This window comes from Micromonospora sp. AB353 (assembly GCF_049538395.1).
Classification (GTDB): domain Bacteria; phylum Actinomycetota; class Actinomycetes; order Mycobacteriales; family Micromonosporaceae; genus Micromonospora; species Micromonospora aurantiaca.
Genome location: NZ_JBMVFV010000003.1, coordinates 87,642 through 102,695, shown reverse-complemented (window position 1 = coordinate 102,695; position 15,054 = coordinate 87,642). Strand labels below are relative to the sequence as shown.

The following is a 15,054-nucleotide window of genomic DNA, read 5'->3' as shown; positions in this document are numbered from 1 at the left end:
CCTCCACCCCACGCCGCATCGCGAGTGAAGTTACTTTATGTTGCAGCCCACAAGCAAGCAGTTAAGTAAGACTTAACGGAATAATCGCCCATTCCATTCTTCGACTGCCGGGCGCGGGACGGAACGGTCCGGCGGCGGGCCGGATGTCACACCCGCGCGGCAGGATGGGTGCGTGGCGGACGAGGTGGCCCGGTCAGGCGGGTCGGGCAGGTCAGGCGGGTCGGGCAGGTCAGGCGGTTCAGGCAGGCCGGGCCGGGTGCTGGCGGAGTTCGGCGCGGCGACCCGGGAGTGGTTCACCGCTGCCTTCGCCGCGCCCACCCCGGCCCAGGAGGGCGCCTGGCGCTCGGTCGCCGCCGCCCGCAACGCGCTCGTGGTCGCGCCGACCGGCTCCGGCAAGACGCTCGCGGCGTTCCTCTGGTCGCTCGACCGGCTCGCCAAGGAGCCACCGCCGGCCGATCCCCGGCGCCGCTGCCGGGTGCTCTACGTGAGCCCGCTCAAGGCGCTCGCCGTCGACGTGGAACGCAACCTGCGCGCCCCGCTCACCGGCATCCGCCAGGCCGCCTCCCGGCTCGGCCTGGTCCCGCCGGACGTCACCGTCGGGATGCGTACCGGCGACACCCCGGCCGACGAGCGCCGGGCCTTCGCCCGCACCCCGCCGGACATCCTCATCACCACGCCCGAGTCGCTCTTCCTGCTGCTCACCTCCGCCGCCCGCGACTCGCTGCGCGGCGTCGACACGGTCATCGTGGACGAGGTGCACGCGGTCGCCGGCACCAAGCGCGGCGCGCACCTGGCGCTGTCCCTGGAACGGCTCGACGCGCTGCTGGAGCGGCCGGCGCAACGGATCGGACTGTCCGCCACCGTCCGGCCGATCAACGTGTGCGCCCGCTTCCTCGGCGGCGCGCGCCCGGTCGACGTGGTGCAGCCGCCGTCGGACAAGACCATCGAGGTCAGCGTCCAGGTCCCGGTGGAGGACATGACACGCCTCGACGAGCAGGAGCCACCCGAGGACGATCTCGGCGGCCTCGCGCCCCGCCGCCCCTCCATCTGGCCGGCGGTCGAGGAGCGCGTGTTCGCGCTGATCCGCGCGCACCGGTCGACGATCGTGTTCACCAACTCCCGGCGCAGCGCCGAACGCCTCTGCGCCCGCCTCAACGAACTGGCCGCCGAGGAGGTGGAGGCGGCGTCCGCCCCGGACGGCAGCCGCGTGGCCCGGGGCGGGGAGCCGGTGCGCGTATCCGAGCTGTTGCCCGGCGCCGATGGCCCGCCGGCCGGCGACGGCGCCGGGCCGGTGCGCGCGCCGCGGCAGCCGGCGGAGGTGATGGCGCAGTCCGGCGCGGCGGCCGGGGTGCCGGCGGTGATCGCGCGGGCGCACCACGGCAGCGTGTCCCGGGAGGAGCGCAAGCAGATCGAGGAGGCACTCAAGTCCGGCCGGCTGCCCGCCGTGGTGGCCACGTCCAGCCTGGAGCTGGGCATCGACATGGGCGCCGTCGACCTGGTGGTGCAGATCGAGGCGCCGCCGAGCGTGGCGGCCGGGCTGCAACGGGTCGGGCGGGCCGGGCACCAGGTCGGTGCGGTCTCGCGCGGCGTCGTCTTCCCCAAGCACCGGGGCGACCTGCTCTCCTGCACGGTGGTGGCCGAGCGGATGGGCGCCGGGGCGATCGAGGAGCTGCACTACCCGCGCAACCCGCTCGACGTGCTGGCCCAGCAGATCGTCGCGATGGTGGCGCTGGAGCCGTGGCGGCTCGGCGACCTCGCGGTGCTGGTCCGGCGCGCGGCGCCGTTCGCGGAGCTGCCCGACTCGGCGCTGCACGCGGTGCTCGACATGCTCTCCGGGCGCTACCCGTCCACCGCGTTCGCCGAGCTGCGGCCGCGCCTGGTCTGGGACCGCGCCACCGACGTGCTGACCGGCCGGCCCGGGGCGCAGCGGCTCGCCGTGACCAGCGGCGGCACCATCCCCGACCGGGGCCTGTTCGGCGTGTTCCTGGCCGGCGCCGAGCGGGCCGCGCGGGTCGGTGAGCTGGACGAGGAGATGGTCTACGAGTCCCGGGTCGGTGACGTGTTCCTGCTCGGCTCGTCGTCCTGGCGGATCGAGGAGATCACCCCCGACCGGGTGCTGGTCTCCCCCGCGCCGGGGCAGGCGGCCCGGATGCCGTTCTGGAAGGGCGACCAGCTCGGCCGCCCGGTCGAGCTGGGGCGGGCGATCGGCGCCCGGGTCCGGGCGCTGCTGCGGCAGTCCGACGCCGACGCGGTCGCGGCGCTGCGGGCCGGCGGGCTCGACGACTGGGCCGCCGGCAACCTGATGAGCTACCTGCGCGAGCAGAAGGCCGCCACCCGGTCGCTGCCGGACGACCGGACGGTGGTGGTCGAACGGTTCCGCGACGAGCTGGGCGACTGGCGGCTCGCCGTGCACTCGGTGCTCGGCGCGCGCGTGAACGGGCCGTGGGCGCTGGCGATCGGTCGCCGGCTGGCCGAGCGGTACGGCGTGGACGCCCAGGTCATGCCCTCCGACGACGGCATCGTGGTGCGCCTGCCGGACACCGCCGAGACGCCGCCCGGTGCCGACGTGGTCGTCTTCGAGCCGGACGAGATCGCCCAGCTCGTCGAGGAGTCGGTGGGCACGTCGGCGCTGTTCGCGTCCCGGTTCCGCGAGTGCGCGGCCCGGTCGCTGCTGCTGCCCCGGCGTGACCCCCGGCGGCGGCAGCCGCTGTGGCAGCAACGCCAGCGCGCCGCGCAACTGCTCGACGTGGCCCGTGAGTACGCCGATTTCCCGGTCACGCTGGAGGCCGCCCGCGAGTGCCTCCAGGACGTCTTCGACCAGCCCGCCCTCGGCGAGCTGATGCGCGACCTGGCCGCCCGCAAGGTACGCCTGGTCGAGGTGGAGTCCGAACGTCCGTCGCCGTTCGCCCGCTCGCTGCTGTTCGGGTACGTCGGCGCGTTCCTCTACGAGGGCGACGCCCCGCTGGCCGAGCGGCGGGCCGCCGCGCTGGCGCTCGACTCCGGGCTGCTCGGCGAGCTGCTGGGCCGGGTCGACCTGCGGGAGCTGCTCGACCCGGAGGTGCTCGCCGAGACCGCGCGCCAACTGCGCTGGCTCACCGAGCAGCGACGCCCCCGCGACCCGGAGGACGTGGTCGAACTGCTGCGCGTGGTCGGTGACCTGAGCAGCGCCGAGCTGGCCGAGCGGGGAGTGCCGGAGTCCTGGCCGGAGGAGCTGGCCGCGGCCCGGCGGGTGCTGCGGGTCCGCATCGCCGGCGAGGACCGCTGGGTCGTCGTCGAGGACGCCGCCCGGCTGCGTGACGCGCTCGGGGTGGCGCTGCCCGTCGGAGTCGCCGAGGCGTACCTCGCGCCGGTGGCCGATCCGCTCGCCGACCTGGTCGCCCGGTACGCCCGTACGCACGGCCCGTTCGCGGCCGCCACCTGCGCGGCCCGGTTCGGGCTCGGCGTGTTCGTGGTGGAGCAGGCGCTGCGGCGGCTCGCCTCGGGCGGCCGGGTGGTCTCCGGTGAGTTCGCCCCGGACACGGTGGGCACCCAGTGGTGCGACGCGGAGGTGCTGCGCCTGCTGCGCCGCCGCTCCCTGGCCGCCCTGCGCCGGGAGATCGAACCGGTGCCGCCGCGCGCGCTCGCCGCGTTCCTGCCCCGCTGGCAGCAGGTCGGCTCGTCGGCCCGGGGCGTCGAGGCGGTCGCCGTCGTCGTCGAGCAGTTGCAGGGGGTGAGCGTGCCGGCGTCCGCGCTGGAACGCCTGGTGCTGCCCGCCCGGGTCGCCGACTACTCCCCCGCCCAGCTCGACGAGCTGTGCGCCAGCGGCGAAGTGGTGTGGGCCGGTGCGGGCGCGATCTCCGGCGGCGACGGGTGGGTGACGCTCGCGTACGCCGACGTGGCGCCGCTGCTGCTCCCGCCGCCGGACGAGGCCCTGACGCTGACCCCGCTGCACGAGTCGGTGCTCGACGCGCTCGCCGACGGGCAGGCGCTGTTCTTCCGCTCGCTGTCCGACCGGGTCGGCGCCACGGACGACGCCGCCCTGTCGGGCGCGGTGTGGGATCTGGTGTGGGCCGGTCACCTCACCAACGACACGCTCGCCCCGCTACGGGCCGCGCTCGGCGCCGGCGGGGCGCACCGGTCCCGGCCGTCGGCGCCGCGCACCCGTTACCGCCGTCCGGGCCGGGTGGCGCTGCCCAGCCGGGGTGGCCCGCCCACGATGGCCGGTCGCTGGTCCCGGCTGCCCGAACGCGACAGCGACCCCACCCGCCGGGCCGCCGCCCTCGCCGATCTGCTGCTGGAACGGCACGGCGTCGTGACCCGGGGCGCGGTCGTGGCCGAGCAGGTCACCGGCGGCTTCGCCGGGGTCTACCCGGTGCTGTCCGCGATGGAGGAACGCGGGGCGGCCCGGCGCGGCTACTTCGTCGAAGGGCTCGGCGCGGCGCAGTTCGCGGTGCCGGGCGCGGTGGACCGCATCCGGGCGCTCGCCGACTCCACCCAGGGCCGGGGCGGGCCGACAGTAGTGCTCGCCGCCACCGACCCGGCGAACCCGTACGGCGCGGCGCTGCCCTGGCCGGAACGCGTTGTCGACTCCGGCGACGGCGCGGCACCGGCCACCGGCCACCGCGCCGGGCGCAAGGCGGGCGCGCTTGTCGTACTCGTCGGCGGTGACCTGGTGCTCTACGTGGAGCGGGGCGGCCGGACGATCCTGTCGTTCACCGACGACACCGACACGCTCGGCGCGGCCGGCAAGGCGCTCGCCGACGCGGTGCACTCCGGTGCGCTCGGCGCGATCTCGGTGGAACGCGCCGACGGCGAGGCCGTGCACGCCTCCCCGCTGCGCGACGCGCTGACCGCCGCCGGTTTCCGCGCCACCCCGCGCGGGCTGCGTCTGCGCGGCTGACCGCCCGGAGTTCCGGGGAGCGGGCACGTAGGGTGTGCCGGTGGCCTCGATCTCGCTGACCACCGACTACGGGCTGTCCGACGGGTTCGTGGCGGCGTGCCACGGTGTGCTGGCCCGGCTCGCCCCGGCCGTCCGGGTGATCGACGTGACGCACCTGGTCCCACCGGCCGACGTACGCCGGGGCGCGGCGGTACTCGCGCAGACGGTGCCGTACCTGCCGTGGGGCGTGCACGTGGCGGTGGTCGACCCGGGTGTCGGCACGACGCGGCGCGGAATCGCGCTCGCCGCGCCCGGCGGGCTGCTCGTCGGGCCGGACAACGGGCTGCTGATCCCGGCCGCGGAGGCGCTCGGCGGGGTGACCGAGGCGGTGGAGCTGACCAACCCGGACTGGCTCGGCCCGGTCGTGTCCCGCACGTTCCACGGCCGGGACGTGTTCGCGCCGGTGGCCGCCCGGCTGGCGCTCGGCGCACCGCCGGCCGAGGCGGGACCGGCAGTGGACCCGGGCACGCTGGTCCGGCTGCCGGAACCGGTGGTACGCGCCGAGCCCGGCGGCTTCAGCGCCGAGGTGCTGACCGTCGACCACTTCGGCAACGTCCAGCTCGCCGCGCCGGGCACGCTGCTCGACGGTCTGCCGTCCCGGGTGCTGGTGAACGGCCACGAGGCGGTCCACGGCCGCACCTTCGGCGACGCGGAACCCGGCGCCCTGGTGGTCTACGTCGACTCCGCCGCCCAGGCCGCGATAGCGGTGAACACCGGCCGAGCCGCCGACACCCTCCACACCACCCCGGGCGCCCTGGTCACCATCACCCGTCTCCCCCGCGATCTTGCAGTCGGCGCCCCGGCATAACGGGCGAACGCCCCCGGGGGCAGGGCCGAAACTGCAGGATCGCGGAGGAGAGCGGGGACGGGACGACGCGGGAGGGCAGGGTCAGCAGCGGGGGACTGTGCCGCCGTAGATCGAGGACAGGTACGCGTGGCTGACGTAGTTGCCGCCCACCAGGCGGTACCACCTCGTCGTCGTGCGGTACGTGCCGGTGATCTTCTGCCCGGTCACGTAGCACTGCACCGGCACGTGGGCGTACGTGGCGGCCAGCCCCCGACTCGCGTACGAGGTGCTCGCCCCGGCGCGCAGGTTCAGCGGCCCGGAACCGACCACGGCCCGCGCCCCGCCGCCGGTCCACAGCAGCGTCACGTCCACCCACGCGTTGTCGGTGAGCCGCAGCCCGTCCCAGAACGTCCCGTCGGCCAGGTCCAGCCCGGCCGGGTTGCGGACGGTACGGCCGAACTGGTCGCGCCCGCCGTTGTAGCCGTTCTGGTACGCCGCCTGCGCTTCCGGCAGCCCGCGCGGCAGGTCCTTCCAGTTCTCCCGGACCGACGCCGGGTTCCACCAGTCGTCGCGGGTGTTCCACGGGCCGACGTCCCACACCGGGGCGTACTCGCAGCGGCTGCCGCTCGTCGTGCAGACCTTGACGGTGTAGTCACCGGTGTTGCGCGGGGACAGTCCGCGCCGGGTGGGCAGCGCCGCGAAGTGGTCCCGCGTCCGCACCGTGTGCCCGTTGGCGGTGATGCCGCCGACCAGGCCGATCCGGGTCGCGTACACCCGGTACGTGAGCGCGGCGGCCGGCTGGACCGCCGTGGTGGCGACCCGGTCGGCGGCCAGGGTCAGGCCGGTGACGGTGGCCTCCGACGCGCTGCCGCTGGTGGTGAGCACGACGCGCGCCTGCACCCGGCTGACCGGCGCGTCGAAGACCGCCTCGGTGGCGTCGCGCCACTCGGTCCAGCCTCGGCCACGCCAGCCGCGTACCTGGGCCACCGCCGTACCCCCGTCGCCGGTGCGGGCCGCGAACTGTGCGCGTACCCGGGTCGCGGGCCGGTCCAGGGTGCGCGGCGCGGAGAGCAGGATGCCCTCGGCGACCGGTCCGCCGACGGCGGCCGGGCGGGTGCGGGCGGTGGGCCGGGGGTCGGCCAGGCGCAGGCGGCCGGACCGCCAGGCGACGTTGACGTCGTCGCCGCCGGCGACGGCGAGGTCGACGGACCAGCGTTCGGGGCCGGGCGCGGTGGCGCGGGACGGTACGGCGGCAGGTGGGGGCGCGGCCGGCGCGGGCGTGCCGGGCAGTCCGGCGGCCACGGTGAGCAGGGCGGTCAGGGCGACGACGGTACGACGTCGGGTATGTGCCATGGGCATCTCCTCAGAACCCCCTGATCCTGGCGTTTCCGCAGATCAAGTGGAACCTCAGTACAAATAGCGACACATGCGAATTCTGCTCGGCCGGGGGACAATGGCCGGGTGCCCGAAGGCGACACCGTCTGGAACACCGCGCGCGTCCTGCAACGCGCGCTCGCCGGGGCCCGGCTCACCGGGTCCGACTTCCGCGTGCCGCAGCTCGCCACCACCGACCTGACCGGCTGGACCGTGCGCGAGTCGGCGAGCCGGGGCAAGCACCTGCTGCTGCGCCTCACCGGCACCGACGCCGAGCACTGGACGCTGCACTCGCACCTGCGGATGGACGGCGCCTGGCGGGCGTACGCCCCGGGTGAGCGCTGGAGCGGCCGGCCCGCGCACCTGATCCGGGTGGTGCTGCGCTCCCCCGCCGCTGTCGCCGTCGGCTACCACCTGCACGAGCTGGCGCTGGTGCCGACGGCCGAGGAGGAGTCGCTCGTCGGCCACCTCGGGCCGGACCTGCTCGGCCCGGACTGGGACGCCGACGAGGCGGTCCGCCGGCTCGCCGCCGACCCGGACCGCACCATCGGCGAGGCGCTGCTCGACCAGCGCAACCTGGCCGGGGTGGGCAACCTCTACAAGTGCGAGGTGCTGTTCCTGCGCGGCGTGTCGCCGTGGACGCCGGTCGGTGCGGTGCCGGACCTGCCCGGCACCGTCGCGCTGGCCCAGCGGCTGCTCGCCGCCAACCGGGGCCGCTGGACCCAGAGCACCACCGGGGTGCTGCACCGGGGCGGCACGAGCTACGTCTACGGCCGCCGGGCCCAGCCGTGCCGCCGCTGCGGGACCGCCATCCGCAAGGAGGAACTGGGCGAACGGGTCACCTACTGGTGCCCGGCCTGCCAGCCGGGCGTGGAACTTCCACGAAACGCCCAAGATCGGCCGAGATAGGGACGATTGGGTACTTCCGCCTCACCCCTGTGACGTCGCATGCTGCGGTGGACCGCTCACGGATCGTCAGCAGCGCGTACGCCCGCCACGCCGGGGTGTCGGCCGGCGCGCCCCGACCCCGGGGAGAGCCATGGTGCTGTTCCGCCGCAGCCGGCCCGGACGCCCGGACCGCGCCGCCGTCGTCGCCGTCAAGATCGCGCCCACCGGTGACCCGACGCCGGCCGATCCCGTCGCGCCCGCCGTCCCGGCCGCCCGGGACGGCGACGACGAGCAAGGTCGGGCGCCGGCGAGCCTGGACCCGGCCGCCGTCCCGCGCCTGTTCGGCCCGGTGCCGAACACCGCCGCCAGCCCGCTGCCCACGCTCGACCCGGACGGCCGCCCGGTACCCGGCACCGGCATCCGCAAGTTCGTCGACCCGCTGCCGCTGCCCGGGCAGCCGGCCACCGCCGGGCTCGGCGCCCGCCTGCCCGTCGCCGTCCCGGACACCATCACCTGGCCGGGCTGCGACTACTACGAGATCGGCCTCCAGGAGTACGCGCAGCGCCTGCACCGCGACCTGCCGGCCACCCGGCTGCGCGGCTACCGGCAGCTCAACCTGGGCACCGACGCCTCCGGCCACAACACGGTCAGCCCGCCCGGCCGCCCCTGGCACCTCGGCCCGATGATCGTGGCCCGGCGGGGCCGCCCGGTGCGGATCAAGTTCATCAACCAGCTCCCCACCGGACGGGCCGGGGAGCTGTTCCTGCCCGTCGACGAGACGGTCGACGGCGCCGGGGCCGGGCCGCTCGACGGTCCCGCGCCGTACCCGCAGAACCGCGCCGTGCCGCACCTGTCCGGCGCCCAGACCGGGTGGATCAGCGCCGGCAACCCGTGGCAGTGGGTCACCCCGGCCGGCGAGATCACCCCGTACCCGACGGGGGTGGGTGTGACGCCGGTGCCGGACATGCCGCCGCCCGGCGCGGGCGCCACCACGCTGTACTTCCCGAACGACCAGAGCGGCCGGCTGATGTGGCTGCACGACAACACGCTCGGCCTGTCCCGGCTCACCGTCTACTCCGGGCAGATCGCGCTCTACCTGCTCACCGACCCGGCCGAGGAACGGCTGGTCGACGACGGCGTGCTCCCCGCCGACCAGCTCCCGCTGGTGATCGAGGACAAGACGTTCGTCCCCGACGACGCGCAGCTCGCCGCCCAGGATCCCACCTGGGACCGGGACCGCTGGGGCGCCAAGGGCAGCCTGTGGCACCCGCACGTCTACCAGCCGCGGCAGAACCCGTACCGGCTCACCGGCACCAACCCGACCGGCCGCTGGGACTACGGGCCGTGGACCCACGACCCGGACGGCGGCGCCAGCCCGTGGGTCGCCCCGGTGCCGAACCCGCACCACGACCCCGACACCGATCCGGACGAGCCGCCGCTGGTGCCGGGCGTGCCGCACCCGTCGGCGGTCCCCGACGCGTACGGGGACACCCCGCTCGTCAACGGCGTGGCCTACCCGTACCTGGAGGTCGAGCCGCAGGCGTACCGGTTCCGGATCCTCAACGCCTGCGCGGACCGGGCGCTCAACCTCCAGCTCTACCGGGCCGCCTCGGATGCGCCGATGTGGGCCGAGGACGGCAGCCCGGCCGACCCGGACGCCGGTGAGGTGCCGATGGTCGAGGCGGTACGCGCCCCCGGGCGGCCCGCGTACTGGCCGGCGGAGGGGCGCGACGGCGGCGTGCCCGACCCGGCCGCGGCCGGTCCCGAGATGATCCAGATCGGCAACGAGGGCGGCCTGCTCCCCGCCCCGGTGGTGCTGACCAACCGGCCGGTGGACTACCGGTACGACAGGCAGGATCCGACGGTGCTCAACGTGGACGGGCACGCGCTGCTGCTCGCCCCCGGCGAACGGGCTGACGTGGTGGTGGACTTCTCCACAGTGTCGCCGGGCAGCACGCTCATCCTCTACAACGACTGCCCCGCGCCGCTGCCCCGGTTCGACACGCGCTACGACCACCACACCGGCGCACCCGACCGGACCGCCGCCGGTGGCCTGCCGCCCACCCGACCCGGGTACGGCCCGAACACCCGCACACTGCTCCAGATCCGGGTCACCGGCACCCCCGCGCAGCCGTACGACACCCGCCGGCTCGCCGAGCGGCTACCCGGGGCGTACGCCCGCAGCCAGCCGCCGCCGATCGTGCCGCAACCCGCGTACGACACCGCGATCGGCACCTCCACCCCGCGCCCGACGCTCGTCGCCGCGCGGGCCACCTCGGTCACGTTCACCCCGGCGGGCGCGACCGCCCCGGTCACGTTGCCGCTGGCGGTGAAGTCGGTCGGGCAGGTGTTCGAGGCCCGGCACGGCCGCGCGGTGGGACGCCTCGGCGTCGGCCACCCGGTCGCCGGGCCACTCGCCCCGGCCACCCTGCCGCTGGGCCCGGCCGAACCGGCCACCGAGGTGCTGCACGCCACCGACCCGGCGGTGGCGGTCGGTGCGCCCGGCGACGGCACCCAGCTCTGGCGGATCGTCGGCGACGCCCCGCGTACCCATCCCGTCCACATCGAGGGCTGCGACGTGCAGATCGTCAACCGGGTCGGCTGGGACGGCACGGTCCGCCCGCCCGACCCGGGCGAACTGGGCTGGAAGGACACCGTCCGGGTCAACCCCCGGGAGGACGTCGTGGTGGCGCTGCGTCCCGTACCACCAGCCCTGCCGTTCAAGATCGGCGACAGCGTACGGCTGCTCGACCCGAGCCGCCCGGCCGGCGCACGGCTGGACGCCGGCCCGGTCAGCCCCGTCGACGGCCGCCCCGCTGTCGTGGTCAACCAGCTGGTCAACCTCGGCTGGGAGTACCGCTGGCAGACCCGCTCGGCCGGACTCCGCGACCAGGGCATGAGCCGACCGCTGGTGGTGCGCGTGGCACCCAAGGCGCCGACCGGGCTCACCGCCACCCCGGCACCGGGCAGCGCCACCGCGCTCCCCGCCATCGCGCTGACCTGGACCGGCAACGGCAGCCGGCCCGTACCCACCAGCCACCGGCTGCAACGCGCCACCGACAGCACCTTCACCACCGGCCTGACCGAGATCACGGTGGCGGCCACCGCCACCCGGTACACCGACGCCACCGTCACGCCCGGCGTCACCTACCACTACCGGATCCGCGCCGAGAACGCGGTGAGCTGCTCGTCCTGGTCCAACGCGGTACCGGCGGCGGTGCACATGTCCGCGCCCGCCCGGGTGACAGCGGTGCTGCCACCGACCGGGCCGCTGCGGGTGGCGCTGCGCTGGGCCAACCACTCCTTCGCGACAGGCGTGGACGTGCAGCGGGCCACCAACCCGACGTTCACCAGCGGGCCGGGCACCACTGCCATCGCCGTGGGCGAGTCCCATGTGGACCCGGCGGTCGCGCCGGACACCACGTACTACTACCGGGTACGCACGACGTACCTGGGCGCCGCCTCACCCTGGTCGACCGTGGCCACGGTGACCACACCGGCCCGGCCGGTCGCACCGAGCGCTGTGAGCGTCACCGCGAGCGTGTCCGGGCCGGACACCGCCAGCGTGACGGTGACCTGGTCGGCGCCGACGCCGGCCGGACCGGGCGCCGGGTTCGTCGTGCAGCGCGCCACCGACGCCGCCTTCACCCGCGAACCGGCGACGTTCCACGTGACCGGCCGAGGCTTCACCAACACCGGCCTCGCGCGAGGAATGACCTACCACTACCGGGTACGTGCGACGAACGTCGTAGGCACGTCCCCCTGGACCCCCTCCACCCCCACCACAACCCCTGTTTAGCCCGTCCCGCACCCCGCCCTCCCCCTCCCCTCAGCGTCGATCATGAAGTTGGCGGCAGTTCCAGAGATCAACATCCCCGCCAACTTCATGATCACCCAGTCGAGGCGCCCGCTCCCCCGGGTGTTCGGCCCCGCTCCACTCCGGTGATCGCGCAGGTCGGGCGGGCTGATCGAGGGCGCTCGGGTCGGTGATCAAGGGGTTTGTGTCGGGAGCCGGGCGGCGGGAGGACACAAACCCCTTGATCAACGGGGAGGGCCGGGAGCAGGGCCGGAGAAGGGCAGCCGAGGCAGCGAGGGCTGTCAGGGGGCGCGGAGGGGGGTGCGGAGTTCGGCCAGGGCGGAGGCTACGCCGTGCAGCAGGTCGGTGGCCTCGGTCAGGCGCGCGGCGGACGGGTGCTCGGTGTTCGGGCGCGCGTCCTCGGCCACGTAACCGGCGGCGGCCACCACCAGCCGCTCGTACGCGGCCACCCCGTCCTCCAACTGGGCCACGAGCGTGGCGTGCACCTCGTTCAGCTGGCTCTGCGGGGTCAGCTTCGCCGCGCGTTCCACGCCCGCCACCCGGTTCGCCAGCTCACGCAGGGACCGGTCGGCCTCGGCCGCCTCCCGGACCGCCGGCTCGGCCAGCCCGGTCAGCCGTCCGGCCAGCCCGGCCAGGGTGAGCGCGGCCCGGTCCAGCCGGGCCCACGGCTCGGCCGCGGCGGTACCGCGCAGCGCGAGGCGGGAGCGGACCCGGCGTACCTCGGCCACGACGCCCGGCCCGACTGGGAGCCGCTCGACGGCGGCGACCAGCCGGGCGCGGGAGCGGGCGGCGGCCTCGGCCGGGTCCAGGGCGGGCGGTGGCGGCACGGCGGCCAGCGCCCGGTGGTCGACCCAGCGCCAGGCGGCCACCGCGATCGCGCTGCCCGCGGCGCCGGCCCAGGCCGCGTCCGCCAGGCCCAGTCCGGCGTACGGAGTCAGCACCGCGGCGGCACCGCCGAGTCCTCCGGCCAGTACGCTCCACCGCCGCGCCGAGTTGCGTAGCCTGCGCAGCCTGCGGAAGTGCCGGGCCCGTTCGTCCACCATCGTGTCCGCCCCTCCGTCAGCCGGTCGTGGTCTCCCCGGTGCCACGCTCCCGGCTCATGCTGGCTCGGATCTCGTCGAGCCGGGCGGCGGCGGCCGGGTCGGCCGGCTGCCCCACGGCGGGGGTCTCGGACCGGCTGCCGAGCTGCTCGCCGGCCATGCTCGACCGGATCTGTTCCAGTCTCGCCGATCCGGCCGAGTCGAGCGTGGCCTTCTGGATCTCCAGCATCCGGCCCTCGACCGAGTTGCCGGCCAGCTCGGCGCGGCCCATCGCGGTGGCGTAGCGGCGTTCGATCCGGTCGCGGACCTCGTCCAGCGAGGGGGTGGTGGCGGGCGCGGTGAGCGACGACATCGACTCCAGCGAGCGGGCCACGCTCTCCTGCATCTTGGCCTGCTCGAGCTGGCTGAGCAGTTTGGTGCGCTCGGCCAGCTTCTGCTGGAGGATCATCGAGTTGTTCTCGACCGCCTTGCGGGCCTGTGCGGCCGCGCCGAGCGCCTGGTCGTGCAGGGTCTTGAGGTCTTCCAGCGCCTGCTCGGCGGAGACCAGCTGGGTGGCCAGCATCTGGGCGGTCTGCTCGTAGCGCCCGGCCTCGGTCTCGTCACCCCGGCCCCGGGCCTGGTCGGCCACGGCGAGCGCCTGCCGAGCGTTGCCCTGGAGCTGTTCCACCTCGGTCATCTGCCGGGACAGCTTCATCTCCAGCTGGCGCTGGTTGCCGATCACCGCGGCCGCCTGCTGCACCAGCGCCTGGTGCTGGCGCTGTGCCTCCTCGACGGCCTGCTGGATCTGCACCTTCGGATCGGCGTGCTCGTCGATCTTCGCGCCGAAGAGCGCCATCAGGTACTTCCAACCCTTGACGAACGGGTTCGCCATCTCCGCCTCGTCCCCTCAGTAGCGTCGCGCCTACATCGTCCCAGCCGGACGCCACTCCGGCACCCGTACGCTCCTGATCAACAGTACGACGCGGACGCCAGCACTGCCCACGACGTGACAGCCGGGGTCAGGCGGCGCAGACCACATCCCGTTCGGCGGGGCGTACGCGGGTGCTGCGCAGCGTGGCCTTGAGCGGCGAGTCCTGCCGGACCTGGACGGCGACCCCGCCGTCGGAGGTGACCTGCCGGACACTCCTGTTCGTCGCCTTGCGGACGGCCGCCGGCGTCACCGAGGCCGGCTCGTCGGCCACCGGAACCAGCACGCCGGGCATCTGCTCGGCCAGGGCGACGGTGTCGCTCACCTCGCGGAGCAGCTCGGACAGGCGGGCGCCGAGCGCGTCGCAGATCGCGGCCAGCAGTTCGCTGGAGGGTTCCTTCTGGCCGCGTTCGATCTCGGAGAGGTAGCCGAGGCTGACGTTGGCGGCGGAGGAGACCTCGCGGAGGGTACGGTGCTGCCCTTGCCTGCGTGCTCGCAGCGCGTCACCGATCACCCGGCGTAGCAGGACCATCGCACCTCCCCCTGAACGGGACCACCATCTCCGGCCGGACCGCGTCGCGCCGGACGCGGTGGACCGCTCCAGCGCCGACGGCGACCGCCGGAGCCTTCCCGCAACCGTACCCGTTGGTCGCCACGACGACATCCCACCCCGCCTCTGAAAATCCGGGCGGATCGACAGGTCCGGCGATCCCGTCGCCGGGCGTGTCGGCGCCGCACGGGCTCACCGGCGGCCGGCCCCCGCCGCCTCGGCGGCGGTGTCGGCGGGGAGCTGGATGCGGTCGGCGAGCAGCCGCAGCGCCTCGATCACCGCGGCCGAGCGGATGTGGTCGCGGCCGCCCTCGAGGTCGAGCCGGCGCACCTCGGTGCCGTCCGGTCCGGCGACCGCCACGTAGACCAGGCCGACCGGCTTGTCGTCCTGCGGTTCCGGACCGGCCACGCCGGTGGTGGCCAGGCCCCAGTCGGCGCCGCAGCGCTGCCGTCCACCCTCGGCCAGTGCGGCCGCCACGTCCGGGTCGACCGGGCCGCGGTCGGCCAGCAGGTCCTCCGGTACGCCGGCGAGCGTCGCCTTGAGTTCGGTGGCGTAGACCACCATGCCGCCCCGGTAGATCGAGCTGACCCCGGCGATCTCCACGATCGCGGCGGCGAGCAGGCCGCCGGTCAACGACTCGACGGTGGCCAGCGTCTCGCCGCACTCGTGCAGGCGGTGCACGACGGCGGCCGCCGGGCTGCCGGCGGGCCGCTGGTTACTCGCGTCGGTGTCCATGCCCGCCCCCATTTCCCGCCCCACGCCGGCTTACTCGT

9 protein-coding genes are annotated in these 15,054 nt (G+C 75.3%); 4 read left to right on the top strand and 5 right to left on the bottom strand.

The window, feature by feature from the left end:
• The first annotated feature begins 256 nt into the window (after nt 1-256).
• Nucleotides 257-4,879: an Lhr family helicase gene (locus ACPCK6_RS02460; protein WP_423480212.1), complete on the top strand. Its 4,623-nt coding sequence runs from the start codon at nt 257-259 to the stop codon at nt 4,877-4,879.
• A 34-nt stretch (nt 4,880-4,913) separates the two neighbouring features.
• Nucleotides 4,914-5,726, top strand: a complete 813-nt coding sequence (locus tag ACPCK6_RS02455) for an SAM hydrolase/SAM-dependent halogenase family protein (protein WP_423480211.1) — start codon at nt 4,914-4,916, stop codon at nt 5,724-5,726.
• An 81-nt stretch (nt 5,727-5,807) separates the two neighbouring features.
• Here ACPCK6_RS02455 and ACPCK6_RS02450 read toward each other — a convergent pair whose 3' ends face one another.
• The gene (locus ACPCK6_RS02450; RefSeq protein WP_396883591.1) at nt 5,808-7,058 is read right to left on the bottom strand and encodes a DUF8814 domain-containing protein; all 1,251 of its coding nucleotides are present in this window, start codon (nt 7,056-7,058) and stop codon (nt 5,808-5,810) included.
• 108 nt (nt 7,059-7,166) lie between these two features.
• On the opposite strand from ACPCK6_RS02450, the gene ACPCK6_RS02445 reads away from it, so the two are divergent.
• Both ACPCK6_RS02445 and ACPCK6_RS02440 read left to right on the top strand, forming a co-directional pair.
• Nucleotides 7,167-7,988, top strand: a complete 822-nt coding sequence (locus tag ACPCK6_RS02445) for a DNA-formamidopyrimidine glycosylase family protein (RefSeq protein WP_423480210.1) — start codon at nt 7,167-7,169, stop codon at nt 7,986-7,988.
• A 130-nt stretch (nt 7,989-8,118) separates the two neighbouring features.
• On the top strand, nt 8,119-11,766 hold the full coding sequence (locus ACPCK6_RS02440) for a fibronectin type III domain-containing protein (protein ID WP_423480209.1): 3,648 nt from the start codon (nt 8,119-8,121) through the stop codon (nt 11,764-11,766).
• Between the two features lie 299 nt (nt 11,767-12,065).
• On the opposite strand, the gene pspM is transcribed toward ACPCK6_RS02440, so the two are convergent.
• The 4 genes from pspM to ACPCK6_RS02420 all read right to left on the bottom strand — a co-directional run bounded on the left by pspM (nt 12,066) and on the right by ACPCK6_RS02420 (nt 15,016).
• The gene (gene pspM / locus ACPCK6_RS02435; RefSeq protein WP_423480208.1) at nt 12,066-12,827 is read right to left on the bottom strand and encodes a phage shock envelope stress response protein PspM; all 762 of its coding nucleotides are present in this window, start codon (nt 12,825-12,827) and stop codon (nt 12,066-12,068) included.
• 16 nt (nt 12,828-12,843) lie between these two features.
• Complete coding sequence (locus ACPCK6_RS02430; RefSeq protein ID WP_396880382.1) at nt 12,844-13,695, bottom strand: PspA/IM30 family protein; 852 nt, start codon at nt 13,693-13,695, stop codon at nt 12,844-12,846.
• Nucleotides 13,696-13,822: 127 nt separating this feature from the next.
• Entirely contained in the window at nt 13,823-14,263 is a 441-nt protein-coding gene (locus ACPCK6_RS02425) for a helix-turn-helix domain-containing protein (RefSeq protein ID WP_318332980.1), read from the bottom strand.
• A 210-nt stretch (nt 14,264-14,473) separates the two neighbouring features.
• Nucleotides 14,474-15,016: a CinA family protein gene (locus tag ACPCK6_RS02420; protein ID WP_396880381.1), complete on the bottom strand. Its 543-nt coding sequence runs from the start codon at nt 15,014-15,016 to the stop codon at nt 14,474-14,476.
• Between the last annotated feature and the right edge of the window lie 38 nt (nt 15,017-15,054).

Coding starts and splice junctions, on each gene's coding strand:
- ACPCK6_RS02450 (WP_396883591.1), bottom strand. CDS start 7,058: ATGGCACATACCCGACGTCGTACCGTCGTCGCCCTGACCGCCCTGCTC.
- ACPCK6_RS02440 (WP_423480209.1), top strand. CDS start 8,119: ATGGTGCTGTTCCGCCGCAGCCGGCCCGGACGCCCGGACCGCGCCGCC.
- pspM (WP_423480208.1), bottom strand. CDS start 12,827: ATGGTGGACGAACGGGCCCGGCACTTCCGCAGGCTGCGCAGGCTACGC.
- ACPCK6_RS02430 (WP_396880382.1), bottom strand. CDS start 13,695: ATGGCGAACCCGTTCGTCAAGGGTTGGAAGTACCTGATGGCGCTCTTC.
- ACPCK6_RS02425 (WP_318332980.1), bottom strand. CDS start 14,263: ATGGTCCTGCTACGCCGGGTGATCGGTGACGCGCTGCGAGCACGCAGG.
- ACPCK6_RS02420 (WP_396880381.1), bottom strand. CDS start 15,016: ATGGACACCGACGCGAGTAACCAGCGGCCCGCCGGCAGCCCGGCGGCC.